Origin of the sequence: Paenibacillus sp. PastM-3, assembly GCF_029893965.1 — a bacterium.
Classification (GTDB): Bacteria; Bacillota; Bacilli; order Paenibacillales; family Paenibacillaceae; genus Paenibacillus_AQ.
Window position 1 is genome coordinate 121,213 of the sequence record NZ_JARXXP010000014.1, and the last position, 21,954, is coordinate 143,166.

Below are 21,954 nucleotides of genomic sequence, written 5' to 3' on the forward strand. Positions count from 1 at the left end.
TCAGCTATCGGATAGTTCCTTATGTAAATAAAACACCCCGCGCCGCAGCAGCAATCACTGTTACGTGAAGGGTGTCTTCTTTTTATTGGCTAATCAAATAAGGAATCACCGGATAAGAAATCAGATTCCGGTCTCTGTATGCTGCAGTGATTACGTCGCTGTGTGCGCTCAAAACACCATTTTGCAGCAAAACCGGATGGAAGCCCCGCTCACTCGCCCCGTTGTAGGTGAACTGCACGCAGTGCTCTACCGAGAAGCCGGAGATAATCAGCAGCTCCACGCCGTGCTCCTTCAGAAGCTGCTCCAGCTCTGTTTTCCAGAATGCGTTCGAATACTCCTTGGTTACCTTCAGATCACTGTCCGCCACCTGAATCTCGGGAATGAGATTGTAGCGCTCCCTGGTAGCCTCCTCCAGCCCTTCAATATCCTGAATATGAATGACCAGCTGGTCCTTCTCACGGAGCATGTCCGCGACATAATTAATATATTCACAGCTGCGGTCCAGCGTCTTCTGATCGACAGAATCCCGCACATGAATTTCCTGCATATCAATGATTAAATAGCCCAGCTTCATCAAGGCCCTCCTTGTTGTAAAAAGATATGCCGATATCGTACAACATAATCAGGCGGGAAGCTAAATAAAGTTTAACTATAATTACCGTAACAATATTACCTTGTGCATACCGGCAACAGCTTTGACTTCTGCAAACTTTGCAGGTTATACTTGATCTACGCTTAATTTCCAGCATTTCCAGCTGGAAAGCGGGGGAACCAGTCAATTGGGGCGAATCATTGAGCTATACAATGTAGGGTACCATCTTACCCGAGTCCGTCAGCTAACCTCGTCAGTAGTGGATGGGTCTGTTTTATTATGTTTCTTATAACATGAGACCCTTGTGCTAAGGGTCTCTTTTTGTGTTTTTTAGAGGCCCTGCTGGCTGCCAGTTTGGCTTTTTGACATCAAGGCTCCCTATTGCACTCGCCATTATGAGAACAAAGGAGAGATTCATGTGCAAAAGGTACGATACATAACCGATATTAACAAAATGGAAATGCTGCCCGAAGCCGAAAGATCCAGACTAAAGGAAATTACCGAGAAGTTTGTATTCCGGGCCAATGACTATTATCTGTCATTAATAGACTGGGAAGACCCGGATGATCCCATCCGTAAGCTCGTTATTCCCGGAGAGGGAGAGCTCATGGAGTATGGGCAGTGGGATGCCTCTGATGAGGAGGCCAACTATGTGGTACCGGGCTGCCAGCACAAGTACCGGACTACCGCCCTGCTGATTGTTTCCGAGGTCTGCGGGGCCTACTGCCGCTACTGCTTCCGCAAACGGCTGTTCCGCAATGATGTTAAGGAGGCAGCCTCCGATGTTACCGCCGGAATCGAGTACATCGCCGCCCATCCGGAGATCAACAACGTTCTGCTGACCGGAGGCGACAGTCTGATTCTCTCGACGACCAAGCTGCGCTTCATCATTGAGAGCCTGCGGGCCATTCCGCATGTTAAAATCATCCGCCTCGGCTCCAAGCTGCCGGTATTTAACCCGATGCGTATCTCCCAGGATCCCGAGCTGCTGGAGCTGATCCGCACCCACTCTACTGTAGACAAGCGGATCTACATCATGGCGCATATCAATCATCCGCGGGAGATTACACCTGAAGCCAAGCGGGCCGTTAGAGCCCTGCATGATGCCGGTGCAATTATCGTCAACCAGACTCCGGTGCTTAAGGGCATTAACGATGACCCCGCCGTTCTGGGTGAACTGCTCGACCGACTCTCCTGGGCCGGAATCACGCCCTACTATTTCTTTATTAACCGGCCGATCGCCGGCAACCGTGAGTTCGTCCTGCCGCTTGAGCAGGTGTACCGGATCGTCGAGGAAGCCAAAGCCAGAACCTCGGGCCTTGGCAAAAGAGTCCGGCTCTCCATGAGCCACTCCTCCGGCAAAATTGAAATTCTGGCCATTGAGCAAGGCAAAGCCTATCTCAAATATCATCAGTCCCGGGAGCAGGAGTACGGAAAATTCATGATCCTCGACTGCCCGGAAGACGCTGAATGGTTCGATGACCTGCCGGGAAATGAGCAGTACTGGAGTAAACCTGTGAAGAAAAGCACGGGCAGCCTTCCAGCTGTTGCAGCGGCGCAAGAGACGGTTATTGCGAAGTAAGGTTTCTGTTAGACAGCAACAGCCCAGGTGAGCACGTGCTCACCTGGGCTGTTCAATATAATGACTCCTATTCCAGCTCAGCCGGCTTTACAATCGGTGCAGTCTTATTGTTCTTGGAGTATTTAGCTTCAATTTTGGTGGTGTATGTATCCTTTGCTCCGTCAGCAGCCAATACATAACTCAGATCAACGGTCAGCTTCTCTGTCTGCCATGTCTTGGTGTTGACGAATACCTTCCAGGTTACACTCTTGGGCAGCAGGGTCTCACTATCCCAGAGATTCTCCTGATCATATAAGGTAATGACCGCCTTGGCCGCTGCCGGATCGGTCAGTGTAAACTGCATAACAGTCTGTGTACCTGCTGTGCTTACTTTCATCGATTTTTTGTAAGCTTTGACGGAATCGAGTATAGCTGCGGGATCATACTGGCTTTTAGAGTAAAAGGTTTCCCATTCCTCCTTCTCCAGGTCGATCCAATATTGCGCATCCGGATCAATCGGCTCTCCGTCTCCGTCTGTCACCACATCAGTGCTGCTTCCATCTTCACTATCTTCATAATTTTCTTCGGAATCAGCGATAAGCTCACTGCCATCCACCAGATAGTAGAACTCTTTGTCATTAGCGTACAGCTCATAAGAAGTCTCCAGCAGACTGACCTTTACACTTCCTGCTGCAGCAAACGCCGGCAGGCGGTTGATATCGAGGTTCAGCGTGTTAATATTGCTGATCTTCACGCCGCCGCTCTGCACATCCTGTTTCTTGGTCACATCAATGTGAAAATTCTTTAGTGTCTTCGCCGCTGCTGCCACTTTGCTGATTACCTGATCTGCAGTAGGCGCTTTTGCAGCAGGTGCTTTTGCAGCAGGTGCTTTTGCAGCAGGTGCTTTTGCTGCGGCAGCCGATACCGTCCCGGGACCGGACACCCCTCCAGCCGCTCCCGACAGCAGCAAGGCCCCCGCTACCAGACTTGTGCCGATTGTTTTTAGTACTTTTTTCATCCCGAAATCCCCTTCTCGGATGGTAACGCCGGCCAAAACAAGCCTCTCCCATGGCTGTCTCCCGGGTATCCGATCTTTAGTGTGGTACTGCAGGACGCTTGTCCCTCCAATAATTTATCATGGGATTAATTACCTGTAAATGAGTCTTCCTCTAGTGGCAGTCCTGACTAAGCTAAGTGGAAATTCGTCATCTATTTCTGGGCAAAACCCTAAAATCACTCTGCTAGTTGTAAAAACGCCACTTAATTCTGCGGATTTGGCCATTATTAGAAGCTACAGCTAATTTTAAGTGTGGTTTCTCCAACTAATAACTCCACTATTCAGAAATTCAAGAAATTAAGTGCCGAAATTCCAACTAAATGCCGCGTATTCACTCGCACCAAACAAAAACCGGCCCCGGTCTGATGGCCATCAGACCGGGGCCGGTATCACTTCTGCAATATTAAATTATCGCTCTCCCAATCCCGTACCGGACAGGAAGAATTCATATTCCAGCGTCTGGTCGGCAGGAATTCTGTATTCCGGATGAACCGGTGCGCCCCAGCTGTCGTCACCGCCGACGCCCATTTGTCTGCCGGCAACAGTTACTACAGTGTAGTGAACCGGCGGAAGCTCGAACGGATGAGCGGCATGCTCCAGCTCGAATGCAGTGTAAGGCGACAAAGTGCACTCCACCGGAGCGCTTGCCGGAGCTGTGATCTGCAGCCCGATACCTGCGTTATCGGTAATCTTCACGCGGCGGACGCCGGTACGGTTGCCCGATTCCTGCGGCACAAGGTAGCGGGACGGCAGCTCCTGCACCTTCCGGCTGAACACGCCAAGTCTGGCGCCGAATGCACGGTCGATGTAGTTCTCCTCAGGTCCCATCGCATACCACTCTGACTGCTCATAGTCAGCCGACATCTTGAAGGACAACGCCACGATCGGCACATCCGGAAGTCCGGGAGCACCGGTATAACGTGTATGAACTCTTACTGTTCCGTCAGCATAGACGGTATAAGCCGTTTTAAATTCAAGCTTTTCATGAATGCTGAACCGGTAATCAAAGCTTACCGTTACTGCACCCTCTTGCTTTTCAAGGCTTACCTCTACACATTTGCGGGCCAGACTGGCAGCGTACCAGGCACCGCCATGGTATCCGAGCTGGGTCCCTTTGTCGTTATCGGTAGTCGCCCGCCAGAACAGCGGAGCCGGAGGAGCCTCAATCATCTCATGTCCGTGGTAGTTCAGTGACACAAGCGATCCGACCTGCTTGGAGAAGATTACGGTAAAGCCTTCGCCAATTACGCCGATCTGCACATCCCCTTCAACCACTTTCAGGGCACCTGCAGGCAGTTCAGCCGGCCCGGCTTCCACATTGAAGATATGCTCGCCAAAGGCAACTTCATATCCCGCCTCGGCCCAAAGCTCAGCTTCCTTCAGTACCAGGGAAGCCTGGATGCTGTACTCACCCGGCGTTCCTTCTGTCTGCGGAAGGTCAATCGGTACCCACACTTCACTTTGCGGGGCAGCGTCAACATCGGTTGTCCACTTACCGAGCAGTTCGCCTTCACAGTACAGGCTGTATTCCAGTGCCAGATGATCCGTGCCTGCGAACAGGCTTTCGTTAATAACACGGATGCCTGTCTGCTCCGGTGCAAGCTTATAATTCTGATACAGGAATTTAACCTCCTGCATCTTCGGTGTCCACTTCCGGTCAGCGAAGACAATGCCGTTCCCGCAGAAGCTGTAATCCGTCGGACGGTCGCCGAAGTCGCCGCCGTAAGCGAAGAACTCGTTACCATAACGGTCCTTCTTCAGAATCGACTGGTCGATGTAATCCCAGATAAAACCTCCCTGGTACATCGGGTACTTATTCTCAAGCTCCGTATATTTGTGCATGCCGCCGACAGAGTTGCCCATCGCATGCATGTATTCGCAGCTGAGATACGGCTTGTCCGGATTAGCGTTCAAATATTCCTCGATGTCAGCCGGCTTCGCGTACATCCGGCTCTCCATATCGCTTGTATCATTATAATTGCGGTCATAGAACACGCCTTCATAGTGAACGAGACGGCTGTTGTCCCGGCTGCGGAACCAGTTCGCCACATCCAGAATGACTTGCCCTGCATACGATTCGTTACCGCAGGACCAGATCAGGATCGACGGGTGGTTCTTGTCCCGCTCCACCATGTTGATCGCACGGTCCAGCACGATGTCGTGCCAGTTCGGATCATTGTGCGGAATATTCCAGGACGGCTCAACCGCGCCCATCTTCTGCCAGGAGCCGTGGGTTTCCAGGTTCATTTCATCGATGACATAAACCCCGTATTCATCGCACAGCTCATACCATAACGTCTGGTTCGGGTAATGCGAGGTACGCACAGCGTTGATGTTGGCTCTCTTCAGCGTCTCAATATCCCACAGCATATCCTCGCGGGTAATGTTGCGGCCGCTGCGGCAGTTGAATTCATGGCGGTTGACGCCCTTGAATACAATCCGCTTGCCGTTGATGCACATCAGCTTATTCTTCATCTCGAACCGGCGGAAGCCGGCCTTTTGCACAACAGCCTCTACGACCGCTCCATCTGCTCCCGTCAAAGTGAGACAAACGGTATAGAGATAAGGATTCTCTGCACTCCAGGTCAGCACATCGGCAACTTCTCCCGACAGCGTAAGCTCCTGCCCGTCGAACACACCCTCGCTGCTTAGACGAATCTCCCCGTCCCGGTCCTTCAGCTCAAGCTTGGCACTGACTGCTTCCTGCGGCGTATCCAGCAGCCGCATCGTTACATTCAGGCTGCCTTGCGTATAAGTATCGTCCAGCTCAGCCCGTACTTCGAGATCACGGATATGAACTTTTGGCACCGTATATAAGTACACTTCACGGAAAATGCCGGAGAAACGCCAGAAATCCTGATCCTCCAGCCAACCGCCGGTGCTGCGCTGGTACACCTCAACAGCCAGTTTGTTTTTGCCTGCCCGCATAAACGGTGTAAGGTCAAATTCTGAAGGGGTGAAGCTATCCTCGGCATAGCCGACGAATTCACCATTCAACCACACATAGAACGCCGACTCCACACCCTGGAAGGAAATAAACAGCGGTCCGTTCTCCATATTTTCCGGCAGGCGGAACTCCTTAACATAGCTGCCGACCGGATTATGATCCGGAGAGATATGCGGCGGACGAAGATCAATCAGCCCATCCCAAGGGTACATCGTGTTGACATATTGCGGACGGCCGTAGCCCTGCAGCTGAATATGTCCGGGAACCTGAATGTTGTCCCACCCGGTGCAATTATATTCTTCCTTATAAAAAGCTTCCACACGGCTTGCCGGATTCGGCGCATAGCTGAATTTCCAGCTTCCGTTCAGGCTGAAGCGCATATCCATCGGCGCTCCGGCCTCTGCCTCAGCCATATTTGTATAATAACGGTGGTCCGAATGAGCCTCCACCCGGTTTACCTTGAAGGTGCCCGGATCTTCCAGCCAGCTCAGGCTTGGGGTAACTGCCAATTTCATTTCCTCCTTAGATAGAAAGTGAGCTTTCAATCCTTATTTCACTGATCCCACCATACCGGCAACGAACTGCTTCTGCATCAGGAAGAAGACAAGTGCTGTCGGAATCGTAGAGATAACGACTGCGGCCATAATAACGCCGAAATCCGGGGAGTAGCTGGAGCCGAGGTTCGAGATCAGCAGCGGAATCGTCCGTTTTTCCGGAGTCTGCAGCACGATCAGCGGCCAGAGGTAATTGTTCCAGCTGGACATGAACGTGATGATTGCGGCAGCGGAGTAAGTCGTCTTCATCGTCGGCATATAGATTTTGAAGAACAGGCCCAGCTCCGATAATCCGTCAATCCGTCCGGCTTCAAGCAGCTCCCGCGGGAACATCTTGGAGCTCTGGCGGAAGAAGAAGATCAGGAACGCCGTCGTAAAGGTCGGAAGAACCACTGCAGCGACTGTATTAACCCCGATCAGCGGAGCAGCAGCCGACAGCTTGGAGAACATCTGATACAGCGGAACCATCAGCGCGGCAAAAGGAATCATCATGGATAATAATAACAGATTGAAGACCATATCCTTCGCTTTGCTGCGGTAAATTTCAAATCCGTAGCCGGCCAGGGAAGCGACCAGCAGGGCCAGAACGGTTGTGGTCAGAGCGATTTTGAGCGTATTCCAGAGCGCAGGCACCAGATTGATTGACTCTGTAAGCTTTCTGATATTGTCGAACAGAGCGGTTCCGGGCAGCATTCTGCCCTGGGTGACGTCGACCGAAAGGTTAGTGGCGCTGATAATCATCCACAAAAACGGGAAAATCGAAACAAACGCTACAATCGACAGAAAAATATAAATTGGAGCACGGCGTAAGCTTCTCATTATTTATCATCACCTGCCAGTTTGATTTGAAGGAAGGCCAAAACAATAATCATTAATACGATGGAGTACGACACAGTCGCGGCGTATCCGAAGTCAGGTGTGTACTTGAACGACAGATTGTAAATATATTGGGAAATGGAGAGCGTCGCGTTGCCGGGACCTCCCTTGGTTATATTCATAATTTCATCGAACAGCTGCAGGGTACCGATCGTCGAGGTGATCGACGTAAACAGAATGATCGGCTTGAGCAACGGAACGGTAATCGAGAAAAATTGTCTCGGGCCCGAAGCACCGTCAATTTTTGCAGCTTCATAAATGGAACTGTCGATGTTTTGCAGCGAGGAGAGGAAGAAAATCATATTGTATCCTGTCCAGCGCCAGGTAATGGCAATGATAATCGTAACTTTCGCCCAGAAGGGATCAGAGATCCACTGGATCGGTTCAGACAGGATGTGCATGTTCATTAAAGCCAGGTTAATCAGACCGTCATTGCCAAACAGATATTTGAACACTACGGAGTAAGCTACAAGTGAGGTTACACAAGGCAGGAAGATCGCTGTACGGAAAAAGCCTTTGAAGCGCAGTTTGCTGTCATTCAGCAGCACCGAGATCATCATTGCAAAGACGATCATAATCGGCACCTGTACAATCAGGAACAAGAAGGTGTTCTTGACTGCTGTAAAGAAGGTTTTATCACTAAGCAGACGTTTGTAATTGGATAATCCGTCAAAATGAAGGTTGGCACCCGCACCCGTTTTGAACGAGAGCAGCAGGGCCTGGATCATCGGATAGAAGTAAAACAGACAGATCATGATGACGGCCACGGCAATAAAAAGCCAGCCGGTAAGCTTCGCGCGGTTACGCATGGTATGGTTCACAGCTCTCATTCCTTTCTCTATACAGGCGAAAATCTTTAAAAGGAGAAGCCGCTGTCCTCCGTCCTGGCTCTAGACGGCAGGTAAGGAGGACAACGGATCCATCAGGTGTAACAGCCATTTTACTGGATTTGGGATTCGGCCTGGGACTGTGCATCACTAAGCGCTTTATCAACCGCAGTCCCGTTTAGGAAGTTCTGCATTTCAACCTTGAGAATATCCTCAATGGCATAAGTGTGCAGACCATAGTTTACGTTCGGAATTTCAGCTGTCCATTTTGCAAAGTCGGCGATAACCTTTTGTCCGCCGAAGAATTCATCAGGCGCACGATAAGCTTCACCTTCAGCAGCCGGTTTGTAAGTACCTATAACGCCAACGTCAGTTACAAGCTTCTGGTACAGATCAACGTCGGAGCCCAGGGTTGCGCCCAGGAATTTTACAGCGGCTTCTTTGCCGTCATTGTTCAGCACATACCAGGAGCTGCCGCCGAGGTTAGATGCATGAACGGAGTTTGCCACATTTTTGAGTTTAGGGAACGGTACTACAGCCCATTTGCCTGACTGGTCAGCCGATGCTTTTACAGAAGGTGTAATCCAGTTGCCGGTAGGAATGGAAGCAACGTCACCGCTGTTGAAGCCGGCCAGGAACGAGCTCCAGTCGGAGTTGACTTTTACGATATTGGCATTCATCAGCTCTTTGTAGCTTTCGAATGCCTCTTTCAGTACTGCGTTGTCTTTCAGGTTAGGTGTTGTTCCGTCATCTTTCAGGTACCAGGAGCCGGCGGACTGGATCATCATACGGATCAGCCCCAGATCGTTAGGGTCCTGAGTCAGCATATCTTTGCCTGTCTTTTCTTTAATGGCTTTACCGATCTCAATGTACTGCTGCCAGTCGATATCCTGCAGATCGTCAACTGTGTAGCCTGCTTCCTGCAGATAGTCGGTACGGACATAGAGGCCTACAACACCGGAGTCGAACGGTACGCCGTATTGCTTGCCGTCAAAGCTGGTTGGTCCGAGCTTATATTCAGCGAAATTAGCAGTGTTGATCGCATCGCCCAGTTCCTGAAAAGCATCTGGATACGTTTGCAAGAAACTTTGTGCACGGTAATCTTCAATCAGCACGATGTTCGGCAGACCGGAAGCGGAGCCTGAGTTAAGGCCTGTGTTCAGCTTCTGGATAATGTCATCCTGTGCGTACTCAACAACTTCAATTTGTGCATCCGGATTTTTGGCCACATAAGCGTCCTTAGCCAGGTTCATGGCAGCGATATTGAAGTTTTTGTCCCATGCCCAAACGGTAATTTTCTGGTTTCCGCCAGCTGCATTTCCTTCAGCTCCGGTGTTAGCCTGATTATTGGTATTAGCATTGCTCGAGCAGGCGGTCAGAAGTGTGAATCCGGCAAGCAGTAGAGCGGTAGCTTTTTTCTTCATGTTGTATATCCCCCTAACATGTATTTGAAAGTGCTTTCTTTAAACAGAATATCATTCTGGAACCTCATTTCGTTAGAAATGATTTTAGTTAAAATAGTGATAATATTGTCTTTTGTATCCGCTTCCATGCTCTATGGATTAGGATTATTTTTCTCCTTTCGTACTTTTTTTAGGTAAAATAGGCCGGCTTGCGGCGTAGCTGTCATAGTATGCTGCAAAGGCAGCGGTTCAATGCGTTTTTTTCAGCAAGGAATTCTGATAGAGACTTTTGTCCCCTGGCCAGGGGTACTGGTGATAGTTACGCCGTACGGCTCACCGTACAGCAGCAGCAGACGGTCATGGACATTACGGATGCCGATGCCGCTGAACAGCTGACGGCTGCTTGCCGAAGCCGGGATTGTCTCCTTGTTGTCCAGATCCATACCGTCTCCTGTATCAACCACCTCGCAGTGCAGTGTATCACGGTCCTTCATGATAGTGACATAGATATACCCCGAGGTCTTGATATTGAAAGCGTGGAAAAAGGCATTCTCAATAAACGGCTGCAGAATCAGCTTGGGTACCTTAGCCCCCATACAGTCCGGAGAGACAAACATCTCTACCTTGACCCGGCTGCCGTTGCGCACCTGATTGATAAAGACATAATGCTTCAGGTTAATCAGCTCATCCTCCACCGTAATGGTCTCTTTCACATTGCTGATCGTATTCTGCAGCAGCGAGATGAGGGCATGGATCGTCTCCGTCGCCTGCTCCTTGCTGCCCCGCTGCACCAGAATATTAACCGAGGCCAGCGTATTATACAGAAAATGCGGATTGATCTGCTGCTGCAGTGCGGCCAGCTCGGCATTCCGCTGCTCCTTCTGCGTTTCCACCAGCTGGGCGACATAGTCATTCAGCTCTTTAAGCATATAGTTGAATGCCGTACTCAGCTGCCTCGTTTCATAGCTGCCGGTGACAGACATATAGTTATGGAAATTCTTTTTGGTCACATTGGACATTTTTTTGACCAGCGTGCGCAGGGACAACGTCAGGCGTTTGGTCAGAAAATAAATCAGGAGCACCGCAACCGCAGCAATCGCCCCGCCGATCAGAAAGAGCATCTTTTTATCAAACAGCGTGCCGATAGTCTCCTTTTTATCAATCAGATTCACAATATAAAAGTTATAGGACGGCAGATAATCGGCCAGCAGGATGACTTCCCTTCCGCCAATGGTCAGCTCCTGGCTGGCAAGCCCCGCCTCGGCAATCTGCTTCGCGCTGCTCAGGAGGTCGGGCGAATAGCTGCCGATCTGCTCTGTCCGGTTGCTTGACACAATCCGCCCGGACGTATCCAGAAACATGACATCATTGCCTTGGCTCGTAAAGCTGGCGTAGTTCTTGCGGAAATCACTTTCGCGCGTGAACATGTACAGTGTGCCGTATGGTTCTGTAAGCCCGGGTGCAGTCAGTGCCTTCGCTGCAACCAGATAACGGCCCGCTGAATTCAGCGGGCTGGCGTCCATAAAGCTATAGAACAGCTTCCCGCCCTGCTCCTGCGCAGCCGCTGTAATCGGATTGTCCCTCAGCTGCGCAGAAGAGCCAGACCAATACGTGACATCGCTGGTATAGCTTCTCCCGTTCCCTCCCAGAATGGACAGGCCGATGTTGGCGGCCCCGATGCCGGACTGAATACGGTCCATCTGGTCCCGCATGCTGTAATACCGCCGGAAATTGGCCAGCGAGCTCCCGTCCTTTTCGGTCATGAAGCTGCGGATTACCCCGCTCTGCCCGACATTTATCGCTGTATTGACGGTAGTATAGTGCGAGTTATCCAGTGCGGTTTTAATCTGGTCGATGATTTTTGAATTGGTAATGCTGAAGGTCTGTACAAACAGCGTCTGCGACATTTGTGCAGTTACTGTAGTAATCAGTACGGTAACGAGCACAATGCTGATAACCATAACAACGAATATTTTGCTGAACAGGCTCTGGTCTCTGAGCTTTCCGAGCCATTTTTCGATTAATCCCATTTCAGGCTCCTTCTTGGCTTCCGCATTATCCTTTTCGGTATTGGCTTGGCGATACGTTCATCAGCTTGCGGAACACTCTGGTAAAGTAGCTGTGGTCTGAATAACCGACAAGGCTGCTGATCTCGGAAATCGACAGGCCGGGGTTCTCTTTCAGCAGCAGGCAGGCTTTGCCGATCCGCACCCGGTTTAAATATTCGTTGAAGCCTTCCTTATTGTGCAGGGTAAAATAATTGGACAAATAGGACGGGTTAAAATGGAACTCCCTGGCGACTTCGGTCAGCGTAAGCTGGCCTGAATAATGCTCGTCGATGTACAGGAGTATCTTCTGCATCGCCGGTGTTCCGCCGCGGTTCTTCGTAACGCATTCGTTCGCATCCTGCAGAAACTGCAGCAGTCTAGCCTCTGTCTCAGAGGCATGCCGGGCCTCATGGATCGAGCGGAAGTATTCATATTTACTGTCGTCCAGAGCGCGGGCCTCATAATGGAACTGCAGCAGCATGCCGATGATTTGAAAAATGCTGTGGCACAGGAAGGACTTGAACTCGGACACTCCTGTATCCCGGCGGCCGGACATCGAAGATACATAAGCGCTTAACCGGGCAAAAGCCTGATCGAACTCCTGCCGGTTTAGCTCTGCAGCAAAAGCCTCCTGGTCAAAGACAGGCCCCGGCTGGACCTCTCCGCCATGATCCACCAGCAGACAGCGTTCCGGCAGGAAAAACCGGTGGTCCAGCAGCTTCATCAGCTCCTGCGAATAGACCGTGTGCAGCTCCGGCAGCTCCGTAAAGGTCCGGCTAACGGCCAGACTCAGAAACATATTGGCCCGGATTCCGGTGGTAAAGACCTGCTCGGCCATCCTGATCAGCGCCTCCCTGCCGTCTTCAGGCAGGTTAAACAGCAGCCGGACATGCCCGTCCTGCGTGGACAGCCGCCGGAAAGCCGGCGGATTGCCGCTGCTCTGCAGCAGCGAACGGATGCTGTTCTCCAGCCATTCCTCCTTGCGGCTGATGGCCGCTGCCTCTTCGCCTATATCCGCTACGATTAGCGCATAACCGGGAAACGGGAAAATCTCCTGCAGCGCCTCAGCCTCATACTCCACCGGATAGCCGGAGACGAGCTTATCCAGGATATAGCCGGCTGACTGCCGCTTGTCGTTTCTCCAGTCTACCTGCTGGAGCACCGGAATCCGCTGCGCCGTCTTCTTCAGCACGGCCAGCAGTGATGCGGCTTCCAGCCTCGGCTTCAGGATATAGTCGGCCACCCCGCTCTGGAACGTCGAGCGCACATATTCGAACTCGCTGAAGCTGCTCAGCACAATCACTTCAATCTCCGGATACATGCCCTTAACGAGCCGGATCAGCTCCTCCCCGTCCATTACCGGCATAACAATATCCGTCAGGATAATATGCGGCCGCTGCGACTCGATCAGCTCAAACGCCTCACGGCCGTTGGAGGCCTCCCCGACAATCTGAAAGCCTTCCCCCTCCCAGTCCAGCAGATGAATAATCCCCTGCCGCACCAGCATCTCATCATCCACCACTACTATTTTGCATAACGTTGTTTCCATGGCTTCTCCTTTTCCGGACAAAAGTAAGACAAAAAACAAAATGAAACCCGCTTAGATCAAGGGGTTCCATCTTACCTAAACAGGTTGGCTATCGGAATGTGAAACAGCTTTCATAATGATTTAAATTATAGGTATGCGGTGGGGGACTGTCAATTGAGTGATAAAGCGAATGATCTATTCGTAAATACTTCTCTGTAGGTAACTAAAAAACGTGCAGTAATCATGTACTCTATAAGATGTACATGGTTACTACACGTCTTTAACGAGCCTGCTCAATTGGTTTTATGCTGCGCAGTAAGAGGCACCCGCCTGAATTTCTTTAACATTTTAGGATGCACCACTACCTTATTGGATGGAATTTGAACTCCATTTCGTATGGTAACAATATGGCTGGGGCCCACGATAATTTCCACACTCGGGTTAATTCCTTCTCTGGCCGCCTTCGCAATAGCTTTTCTCAAAATAGGATTTCGATTTATTTCTGAGAAGCGTGCCTTCGCTTCCTGTGTACGTTTTCTGATTAAATCTCTTCGCTCTTCTGTTTGGGGATGCATCCAATTAGCCATTTCTGGAGTATCGCGGACGGTAATCGTTCGATTCTCACCTGAATTTGTCATTCTGTTCCCCTCCTGTATATAGATACTATCTCATAAACATCATCTTGATTATGCGTAATACAGACCGATTCTGCTTCATCCAATATAGTTATTATAGCAAACACACGTTTAATTGACATCTCGGCTTTTATCACAACACCAAAATGTTTATTAGCCGCAAAATGATTAGCAATGTTTCGATCAAAAGACCAGCTTGATAACGTTCGTGTATCTTCGAGTTTTAATCTATGTCCCACTTCTAAATGTTCGTCCATCCAATCCGGGCGCTCATTCCAACAAAGTCCCCTATACACAACTAAATGTGATATGCCCCTAAGGTTTAAAATACGCTGCGTGACATCAAAAATTGCATTTACTGCCTGCTTTTGAACATCCGACAAATCCGCCACAATATGAGTTTCATAGCTCCCTAGTGGTAAACTTAATGTTTCTGCGATCTGTTTATCCATTGCAAGAGAGAGTGGGCTACTGGAGCTAAGCACCCATTCGGCACGCAATTCCAACACAGATTCTATAACGTCATCCTCATGTTCGAGGAGTAACATATAGCTTTGAAGATCCTCAAACTGTTGACCATTTGCACCATTAGTAATGACTTGTAGACCGTCTAAACCTTCAATTGTGACTCCTTCATCCATGCCCTCACTCCTGCACCCTGTATCATATTCATTATATATTTAATTGATTATACCATCCAAATTATCCCTTTATGTATTAAACTTCACCTCTTGCATTACTTAAACTAAAATCCCTTGAATACATTTACGAGTTATGCCGGAGAATTATGACTGCATATACATGTAACGGCCCCGGTCTCTATAAATACAGGAACGGGGCCGCTAAGGCTTAATAAAATTGAACAAACTCCTACACCAAATCCTCCCTCACTATCCGCCGCCCTTTAAAATAAAACTGCTCATCCTGCTCATTAATCTCACGCAGCACCTTACAAGGATTGCCGATGGCCACTACGTTAGCCGGGATATCCTTTGTTACGATACTCCCCGCTCCGATAACCGTATTATCGCCAATCGAAATGCCCGGGAGAATAACGGCGCCGGCGCCGATCCAGCAGTTCTTGCCGATTGTAACGGGTGCGTTATATTGGTACGCCTGTTCACGCAGCTGTGGCTACAGTCACGTTCGGGCCGAACATCGTGTAATCTCCGACATAAATATGCGTATCATCCACCATCGTCAGATTGAAGTTCGCATATATATTTTTGCCAAAATGGACATGTCTCCCGCCCCAGTTCGCATGAAACGGCGGTTCAATGTAGCAGTTCTCGCCGATCTCCGCAAACATTTCCCTCAGCATCGCCATTCTTTTGGCATACTCATTCCTTAATCTCCTTAACTAAATTTAGGCAGCCAGCTGCCGTGGGCTTCAATCAGATCATCGCACAATGCCACAATATCATCCAGCGACAGCTCGGCAGCCGTGTGCGGATCAAGCATTGCCGCGTGATAGATATGCTCTTTTTTGCCGGTTCTGGCGGCTTCGATCGTCAACAGCTGGGTATTGATATTCGTTCTATTCAGTGCAGCCAGCTGCGGCGGAAGGTCTCCGACATAGGTCGGGCTGATCCCGTTTCTGTTAACGAGACACGGTACCTCGACGCAGGCCTCATCCGGAAGATTCGTGATTAATCCGGTATTCAGCACATTCCCGCCGATCGTGTAAGGGACATCCGTCTCGATGGCTTCAAGGATATAGGATGCGTATTCGTGCGACCGCTGATGCTCCAGATTAACATCCCCTACAAGCTCATCTCTCATCTTCGTCCAGTTACTGATCTGCTCGCGGCAGCGGCGCGGATATTCATCCAGCGGAATGTTGAGCTGGTCAATCAGCTCGGGATAATTTCTTTTGATAAAATAAGGATGGTACTCCGCACTGTGCTCAGAAGATTCTGTTACATAGTAGCCGAATTTATTCATCAGCTCAAACCGGACCATATCAGAGTGCTTCCCTGCCTGCTGTTTCTCCTTAGCCCGACTCTTGATCTCAGGATACAAATCTACCCCGTCACGTGAAACCTCCAGCAGCCAGGCCATGTGATTAATCCCGGCAATCCTTGATTTAACTCCCGTATCATCCATTCCCAGCGATTTGAAAAGCTCCGGCACACACACCTGCACACTATGGCACAACCCGACCGTCTGCACCCCGGCATACCGGCTCATATAGTTGGTCAGCACCGCCATCGGGTTAGTGTAATTGAGGAACAGCACATCCGGGCAGACCTCGCGGATATCCGCTGCGAACTCGTCCAGCACAGGAATGGTCCGCAGATTCCGGAAAATCCCGCCGATCCCGATTGTGTCCGCAATGGTCTGCCGGAGGCCGTATTTCTTGGGAATTTCAAAGTCAGTAATGGTACAAGGATCATACCCGCCGACCTGGATCGCATTGATCGCATACTTGGCTCCGCGCAGTGCCTCTTTACGGTCTGCATATGCCTTTATGTTGCATCTGCTTCCAGAAGTCTTGCGGATGTTGTTAAGCATAATTTCAGAATCGCGCAAACGCTCGGGATTAATATCAAACAGGGCAATCTCAAAATCCTGCAGGGCCGGCGTAAGCAGGCAGTCACCAAGGACATTTTTAGCGAAAACAGTGCTTCCGGCTCCTAAAAATACAATTTTGCTCATTGTTTATACGCTCCTTTTGTTTATTACCACTCTGTTGATAATGTTGTTTATATCCTTTACTATAAATTCACAGCAGCTGAATAGGCATGGAACATTGCCACCTCTGCATGGAGATTTGTAGTATCATTTATTTTCATTCATTTTAAAATGCAGGTGGTGCCGCTATGGAAAACCCGGAACATTATGAGTACAGGATACAGATTAACCCCTACCTATTAAACGCTGATCTGAATATAACCTTTGCCGGCGCTGCCAGGCCCGAACCCCGCCACAAAATCGGCCCCGCCGTTCATCCATACATTTTGATACATACCGTAGAAAGCGGCTACGGCACCTTCGTCTGGCAGGGTAAAAGCTACCGGCTTGGTCAGGGGGATACCTTTGTTATTTTTCCCGGTGTGTTATTCAGCTACGAAGCCGACCACACCGAGCCTTGGAGCTACCGCTGGGTTGCCATTCAAGGCCCGAGTGCCCTGGAGATGCTGAAAAAAACTGGAATCACCACTACCGATCCCATCGTAAGAGGTGCCGATCCGGAGCATCTGGCAGGCCTTTTTGAAAGTATCGAGCGGGTGCTGGAACAACAGTCCGGCGAAACAGTAACAACCTTAGCTACGGACGGCTGGTTCCGCATTCTCCTTGCCGAATTTGCGCGCCTCAATGTCCATAAGCTGCGCTACTCCTCAGCCGATGCCTTAACAGACTCGGAACGTGCAGTGGAGCAGGCCATCCGCTGGTTCCAGACCCAATACATGCTGCCGGTGTCCATTGATAAACTTGCCGCCTCCCTGGGCTACCACCGTACCCATTTCACCAAAGTGTTCAAACAGCTGACCAGCCTCTCCCCCAAGCAGTACATCAATCAGGTCCGCCTCGAGCGGGCCAAGGAGCTGCTGCGCACGAATTTAAGCGTGGAGCAGGTGGGTAACTCCTGCGGGTTCACCGATCCTTTGTACTTCTCCAAGCAGTTCAAGCTGTGGACGGGGGAGTCCCCTAGTCAGTACAGGGAGGGGTTGCGGCGGTGAGCAGACGGGGATAATACGAAATAAGCCTGATTGAGCTATGGAGGGCTCTAATCAGGCTTATATCGGGTGTGTAACTGGTTTTTGCCCGGAGTTATGGTTAGCTGTATTCATTCCACTCTCTCGTCACTTTCACTAACTGTAGACCGGAAAATTCCGCCTTATAAATATCAGGCATGGATGTGGACTGCCAAAAGTCAAAGTCATAATGCGGATCAAAATAATGAAGCATTAACGTCATTATGTCCCCGTGTATTCCGATTGCGACACTTTTTCCCTTATGTTGCGTGAGCAGTTGCTCTACCACCTGGATACCGCGCTTTTGGGCTCTTTCGGAAGACTCTCCGTGCGGAAAAGAAAAGGTGAAGTCCTGATAGACCAGCCTTTTCGCTTCATAAAAGCCAGTATCGGCTATATCTCCGATCGTCCTCTCCCTCAAGTCATTGATAAGCTGAATTTTGCGCATGCGTTCCTGCGCCAGCGGTGTAATCGTCAAGACTGCCCGTGCATACGGGCTGGAATAAAAGCAGTCTATGACCCTATTGTGTAAAATCACCTTTGCCCGCTCCGCATCCCGCTGTCCTTTAGGCGATAGACCTCTTTCGAGCTCCTTCCCTGCTACGTAGGGCGACTCGGCGTGGCGGATAAGATAAAGCATCGTGTTCAAGCTAAGCCTCCTGGTGCTTTGGCCAAATTCACTGCTGTTAGATTGAGTAAGACGGTTTAACTGCAGTTTGTGCAATTAAATCCAGCGTAAAATCGGACTTCAGCGTTTTAAGTGTATTTCGTGCAATTAAAATGGAGCAGTTAACCTATTTGGGCGCTTTTTCTTAAATATAAGTGTACAGAGTGCAGTTAAACGCTTTTCCGGCAAAAAAACAGGTGTTTTAGTTGTACAAAGTACACTTAAAGCACCTTCAGACAGCCAAAAACCGGATGCAGTTTACTCTCAGAACTATAGATCAACCAATCGTATCAACCACCTGGCCATCCTGATCCTTAATATAGGTCTTGTTCACCCGCAAGATCAGCCCTTTGGCCGAGGACAGCTTATATTCCCCCTCCAAAGGCAGAAGTGTCGCTGAGAGCTCCCGGGCAGTCGCCTCACTTAGGCTAACCCTTACAGTCTGTTCACTTTCCTCAAAGGCCGTCTCCGCCGCAGGCTGCAGTATGATCCGCAACTTTTGGCTGACTAAAGCCAGCTCCTTGCCTTTCGACAAACGGGCGCTAAGGAGTCTTGCCACCATCTCGGTCTGCTTGGCACCCATCGTCAGAACGGCTGGTGCTTTGCCGAACAAGCGGCTTTTACCCGGCTCCCATTCCAGCTGATCCACATAGAAAAAGCCGGTGCTCGACCCGTCACGCTCAATCCCCTCCCGAAGTGCATTCCTTATGCCGGGAACGTTCAGCAGTGAATCACGCAAGAGATCGGTGATATAGTACGGGAGCTCTTCCTGCGCCGCATGCAGAAAGGCATTCGTATTCCAGGTGGTCATTGCCTCCAGCTCATCCGCTGTAATCCCCACCATTTGCAGGAACTCGACCCGTCCATTAGGCGTATCTATCGCCGGAAGCTCCGAATCATCCGTAAAAGCAAGCGCAGTCAGCTTAGTGTCGGCCTCCAGACAGATCGGGCCGTTCGCATCCAGATAATGTCCGGACGCAAAAATATTTCCGCTCGAAAATACATATCTCGCCATATTTTGCAGCAGATTCAGTGCCCAGGCCGGAGGCTCCTCCTCATCAGCGTTACGGATTAGCCGGAAGGTCAGCTCAAAACCGTAGCCGCTGTATTCCGGGTCACTGGACTCCTTGGCATACAGCTCTGAGAACCCGTACGTTACAAAATGCCAATGCGGATAAGGCTTCTCCGCCTTATAAGCACTGATCCCCTGCAGCGGGTCCTTGCCTCCCAGGCTATAAGGGATAAGAGCACCGTAATGCTTCGGCTCCTGTTCACCGTACAATCTGTTCATCTGCTCATCAATGGCGTCCCAGCCGGTTGCTTCGACTTCTTCCTCGCTCATTTTGCTTCCTCCTATATTCAGCAGCTATGTATTATTTCCAATATTACCCGACGCAATATTTCACTAACCAGGCATTGCCTGCAGACTGGTATTGGCTTATTCTCAAACGGACGTATTCGGTGTATCGCATAGGTGCCACTCATTTTGTTCATTGTTCCAGATCCCTTTTAGCTAAATCCAAGGCTACGGCTATTCTGATCTGATTAATCTTACTGAGGCCTTTGTGCAGACTTTCTATTGAATCCACACTAACTATTGGTGCTATCGCATGGTCGTAGCGGTCCAATTCTATTGTAACGACATAGTCGATATCCACGAGAAAAGTAATCTCAGCATGGATACATCATTAAACAGATGTATTTTTGAAGCCTGTAATTCTTTTCGGAATGACTGCTCCGTAAGTGTTCCTCTAAGTTTCATGTCCCTGCACCTGCTCTCAGCGCTTTTCAACTGTAGTCCCATACCAGCTGGCCTTTTCTGATTTTTGTAGATCTATATTGTTTAATTCTACCAAACCAACACTTCCCGGCACAATATTGTGCATTGTCCCTGGTCGTTGCATTATTTTATAGTAAAAGAATAACTTCTGAAAGGAGCTGTTGTATGAATTTAAAAGAAAAGCTGACAACAATAAAAGAAAACGGCTATCAGGCCCCTGTCAAGCCATTCCCGTTGGTGCAGGAAATGATAGATAACATCGGTTCTGTGGATGCGGAGCTGCGTTAGCTTGGTGAATCGGATACAGACTCTGTCTTTACCCGGTCTTTTTCTATGCTAGTCATCCCGCTCCTTTTCACGAGGCACAATGCATCCCCTTTTCTCTCAAAAAAGGATATTCAACAGATTAAACAATGCGTATTTTACAGTTTCCGGGAAGAGCGCGATTACCGCGGCTACGACGAACAAAAAGGCTGGGCCCACGCCACAGCCCATGCAGCTGATGCTTTAAATGAGTTGGCTCAATGCCCGGAGCTGGATCAGAATGACCTTGTAACCATCTTAAATTTGGTTTACAACAAGATGATCTTAACAGAGCGGATTTACTCCGACGGGGAAGATGAGCGCATGGTAAGACCTGTCATTAGTGTTTTAAATAGAAAGATAATCGGTCAGAGTTATGTAGAGCAATGGATTCAAAGGTTCGCTGACGTGGAGAAGAGTCCCGAATTCCTGCCGGCCTTCAGGCAAAAAAAAAACATAAAGAACTTTTTGAAAAGCTTCTATTTCCGGGTAAAATACTACAAAGTAGATGCCGGCCTCTGTCCGGCTATTGAGGAGACGTTATATCAAGTAGAGAAAGTATACTATGCCTGATTACACGGGAATCGGGGTGGAGAGGGTTATGCATAGCCGCCAACTCCCCTTATATTCCCCTGTTCAGAGTGTTATCTGCAGACGATCTCATATTTGATACCTTCCAAATCCTTAAAGAAAACCGCATAGTAATCAGGAGCATACTCCGGATACAACCTGGGCTGTTCTACTAGGGTTGCGCCAATCTCCACTAAGCTCAAATATATATCGTCCACTTCTTTTCTCGACTCTGCTTTAAACGCGAGATGATGTAATGATCCGGGCTTGCGGCGGTGTATTTCTTCATTTTGAAAAGCTGCTCTGGGCGATGTGATCGCAAACGCCAGTGAAGGATGCAGATATTCGACGACGATGAGGTCGTGTTCCGAAATTGCTATACTCGCTTTGTTCCGGATATCATAACCCAGCAGGACTTAAACGTAGTTATCCATACTTCCCAATCACTTTGGTTCATCTGTGCATAAAAAGCTAATCCGCTCGGCTCAACCGATGCCGCAATATAAACATCATCCTCCTCTTGCCCGAACCAATATGGAATCCCATCTTTATACCCCATTCAGCCAGGCATACTTTTGTATAACTCAAAGACTTTATCCCATACCTCATCAGGTAAATGCCCCCAGATATTCAGATTACAATTATGATTGGTTGGGACTGTTGAAACACCACCTGACTTCAGGCTGTAAGCACGCATCATCATTACAACCATCTCTTCACGAGTAATCAGGGAGTCAGGCTCGAACACATTATTATTTTTCCCTTGTACAATTCCTGCCTCAGCTGCAGCAGCTACCTCCGGCATTATTACCGCTTGATCCACTGGTTACGGAAGCTGTGGCGGTTTTTGCCGGTGTAACTACTGAACTCTTAAGTCTATCTCGCTCCGCACCTTGCGGAGGGTCCCT

The 21,954-nt window shown here is 49.5% G+C and carries 19 protein-coding genes, 1 pseudogene and 1 riboswitch; of the genes and pseudogenes, 4 read left to right on the forward strand and 16 right to left on the reverse strand.

The window, feature by feature from the left end:
- Positions 1-82 precede the first annotated feature (82 nt).
- On the reverse strand, positions 83-574 hold the full coding sequence (locus tag M2108_RS19425; RefSeq protein ID WP_277471012.1) for a cysteine hydrolase family protein: 492 nt from the start codon (positions 572-574) through the stop codon (positions 83-85).
- A 148-nt stretch (positions 575-722) separates the two neighbouring features.
- A riboswitch (cyclic di-AMP (ydaO/yuaA leader) is annotated at positions 723-866 on the forward strand.
- A gap of 144 nt (positions 867-1,010) precedes the next feature.
- Between M2108_RS19425 and M2108_RS19430 the strand changes: the two genes are divergently transcribed.
- Positions 1,011-2,174 (forward strand): KamA family radical SAM protein, encoded by a 1,164-nt coding sequence (locus M2108_RS19430; RefSeq protein WP_277471013.1) that lies wholly within the window; start codon positions 1,011-1,013, stop codon positions 2,172-2,174.
- 67 nt (positions 2,175-2,241) lie between these two features.
- On the opposite strand, the gene M2108_RS19435 is transcribed toward M2108_RS19430, so the two are convergent.
- The 12 genes from M2108_RS19435 to melA all read right to left on the reverse strand — a co-directional run bounded on the left by M2108_RS19435 (position 2,242) and on the right by melA (position 16,686).
- Positions 2,242-3,171 carry a DUF6612 family protein gene (locus M2108_RS19435; protein WP_277471014.1) on the reverse strand — a complete coding sequence of 310 codons (930 nt, stop codon included), beginning with the start codon at positions 3,169-3,171 and terminating at the stop codon, positions 2,242-2,244.
- A 447-nt stretch (positions 3,172-3,618) separates the two neighbouring features.
- Positions 3,619-6,672 carry a beta-galactosidase, LacZ type gene (gene lacZ, locus M2108_RS19440; RefSeq protein ID WP_277471015.1) on the reverse strand — a complete coding sequence of 1,018 codons (3,054 nt, stop codon included), beginning with the start codon at positions 6,670-6,672 and terminating at the stop codon, positions 3,619-3,621.
- Between the two features lie 33 nt (positions 6,673-6,705).
- Positions 6,706-7,530, reverse strand: coding sequence for a carbohydrate ABC transporter permease (locus M2108_RS19445; protein WP_277471016.1), 825 nt, complete (start codon positions 7,528-7,530; stop codon positions 6,706-6,708).
- Positions 7,530-8,417 (reverse strand): carbohydrate ABC transporter permease, encoded by an 888-nt coding sequence (locus tag M2108_RS19450; RefSeq protein ID WP_277471017.1) that lies wholly within the window; start codon positions 8,415-8,417, stop codon positions 7,530-7,532. Before M2108_RS19450 ends, M2108_RS19445 begins: the two co-directional genes overlap by 1 nt.
- Before the next feature lie 110 nt (positions 8,418-8,527).
- A complete protein-coding gene (locus M2108_RS19455) occupies positions 8,528-9,838 on the reverse strand; it encodes an ABC transporter substrate-binding protein (RefSeq protein ID WP_277471018.1) in 1,311 nt (436 codons plus the stop codon).
- A 242-nt stretch (positions 9,839-10,080) separates the two neighbouring features.
- Positions 10,081-11,847, reverse strand: coding sequence for a sensor histidine kinase (locus tag M2108_RS19460; RefSeq protein WP_277471019.1), 1,767 nt, complete (start codon positions 11,845-11,847; stop codon positions 10,081-10,083).
- Between the two features lie 25 nt (positions 11,848-11,872).
- Positions 11,873-13,414 (reverse strand): response regulator transcription factor, encoded by a 1,542-nt coding sequence (locus M2108_RS19465; protein ID WP_277471020.1) that lies wholly within the window; start codon positions 13,412-13,414, stop codon positions 11,873-11,875.
- Positions 13,415-13,686: 272 nt separating this feature from the next.
- Positions 13,687-14,031, reverse strand: coding sequence for a hypothetical protein (locus M2108_RS19470; RefSeq protein ID WP_277471022.1), 345 nt, complete (start codon positions 14,029-14,031; stop codon positions 13,687-13,689).
- Positions 14,028-14,669 (reverse strand): hypothetical protein, encoded by a 642-nt coding sequence (locus tag M2108_RS19475; RefSeq protein WP_277471023.1) that lies wholly within the window; start codon positions 14,667-14,669, stop codon positions 14,028-14,030. The genes M2108_RS19470 and M2108_RS19475 overlap by 4 nt, the downstream gene beginning before the upstream one ends.
- 229 nt (positions 14,670-14,898) lie before the next feature.
- Positions 14,899-15,156 (reverse strand): DapH/DapD/GlmU-related protein, encoded by a 258-nt coding sequence (locus M2108_RS19480; protein ID WP_346780779.1) that lies wholly within the window; start codon positions 15,154-15,156, stop codon positions 14,899-14,901.
- A complete protein-coding gene (locus M2108_RS19485) occupies positions 15,149-15,355 on the reverse strand; it encodes an LbetaH domain-containing protein (protein ID WP_277471024.1) in 207 nt (68 codons plus the stop codon). The genes M2108_RS19480 and M2108_RS19485 overlap by 8 nt, the downstream gene beginning before the upstream one ends.
- Before the next feature lie 29 nt (positions 15,356-15,384).
- Complete coding sequence (gene melA / locus M2108_RS19490) at positions 15,385-16,686, reverse strand: alpha-glucosidase/alpha-galactosidase (protein WP_277471025.1); 1,302 nt, start codon at positions 16,684-16,686, stop codon at positions 15,385-15,387.
- Positions 16,687-16,850: 164 nt separating this feature from the next.
- Here melA and M2108_RS19495 point away from each other — a divergent pair, with 164 nt between their 5' ends.
- The gene (locus M2108_RS19495; RefSeq protein WP_277471026.1) at positions 16,851-17,711 is read left to right on the forward strand and encodes a helix-turn-helix domain-containing protein; all 861 of its coding nucleotides are present in this window, start codon (positions 16,851-16,853) and stop codon (positions 17,709-17,711) included.
- Between the two features lie 97 nt (positions 17,712-17,808).
- On the opposite strand, the gene M2108_RS19500 is transcribed toward M2108_RS19495, so the two are convergent.
- Both M2108_RS19500 and M2108_RS19505 read right to left on the reverse strand, forming a co-directional pair.
- Positions 17,809-18,366: a histidine phosphatase family protein gene (locus M2108_RS19500; RefSeq protein ID WP_277471066.1), complete on the reverse strand. Its 558-nt coding sequence runs from the start codon at positions 18,364-18,366 to the stop codon at positions 17,809-17,811.
- A 304-nt stretch (positions 18,367-18,670) separates the two neighbouring features.
- Positions 18,671-19,735, reverse strand: a complete 1,065-nt coding sequence (locus M2108_RS19505) for a suppressor of fused domain protein (RefSeq protein ID WP_277471027.1) — start codon at positions 19,733-19,735, stop codon at positions 18,671-18,673.
- A gap of 603 nt (positions 19,736-20,338) precedes the next feature.
- Here M2108_RS19505 and M2108_RS19510 point away from each other — a divergent pair.
- Entirely contained in the window at positions 20,339-20,461 is a 123-nt protein-coding gene (locus M2108_RS19510; RefSeq protein WP_277471029.1) for a hypothetical protein, read from the forward strand.
- A gap of 12 nt (positions 20,462-20,473) precedes the next feature.
- Positions 20,474-21,049, forward strand: a pseudogene (locus M2108_RS19515) (DUF2785 domain-containing protein); the annotation flags it as partial.
- Between the two features lie 556 nt (positions 21,050-21,605).
- Here the strand turns inward: M2108_RS19515 and M2108_RS19520 are convergent.
- Positions 21,606-21,851, reverse strand: a complete 246-nt coding sequence (locus M2108_RS19520; protein ID WP_280777149.1) for an S-layer homology domain-containing protein — start codon at positions 21,849-21,851, stop codon at positions 21,606-21,608.
- Positions 21,852-21,954 lie beyond the last annotated feature (103 nt).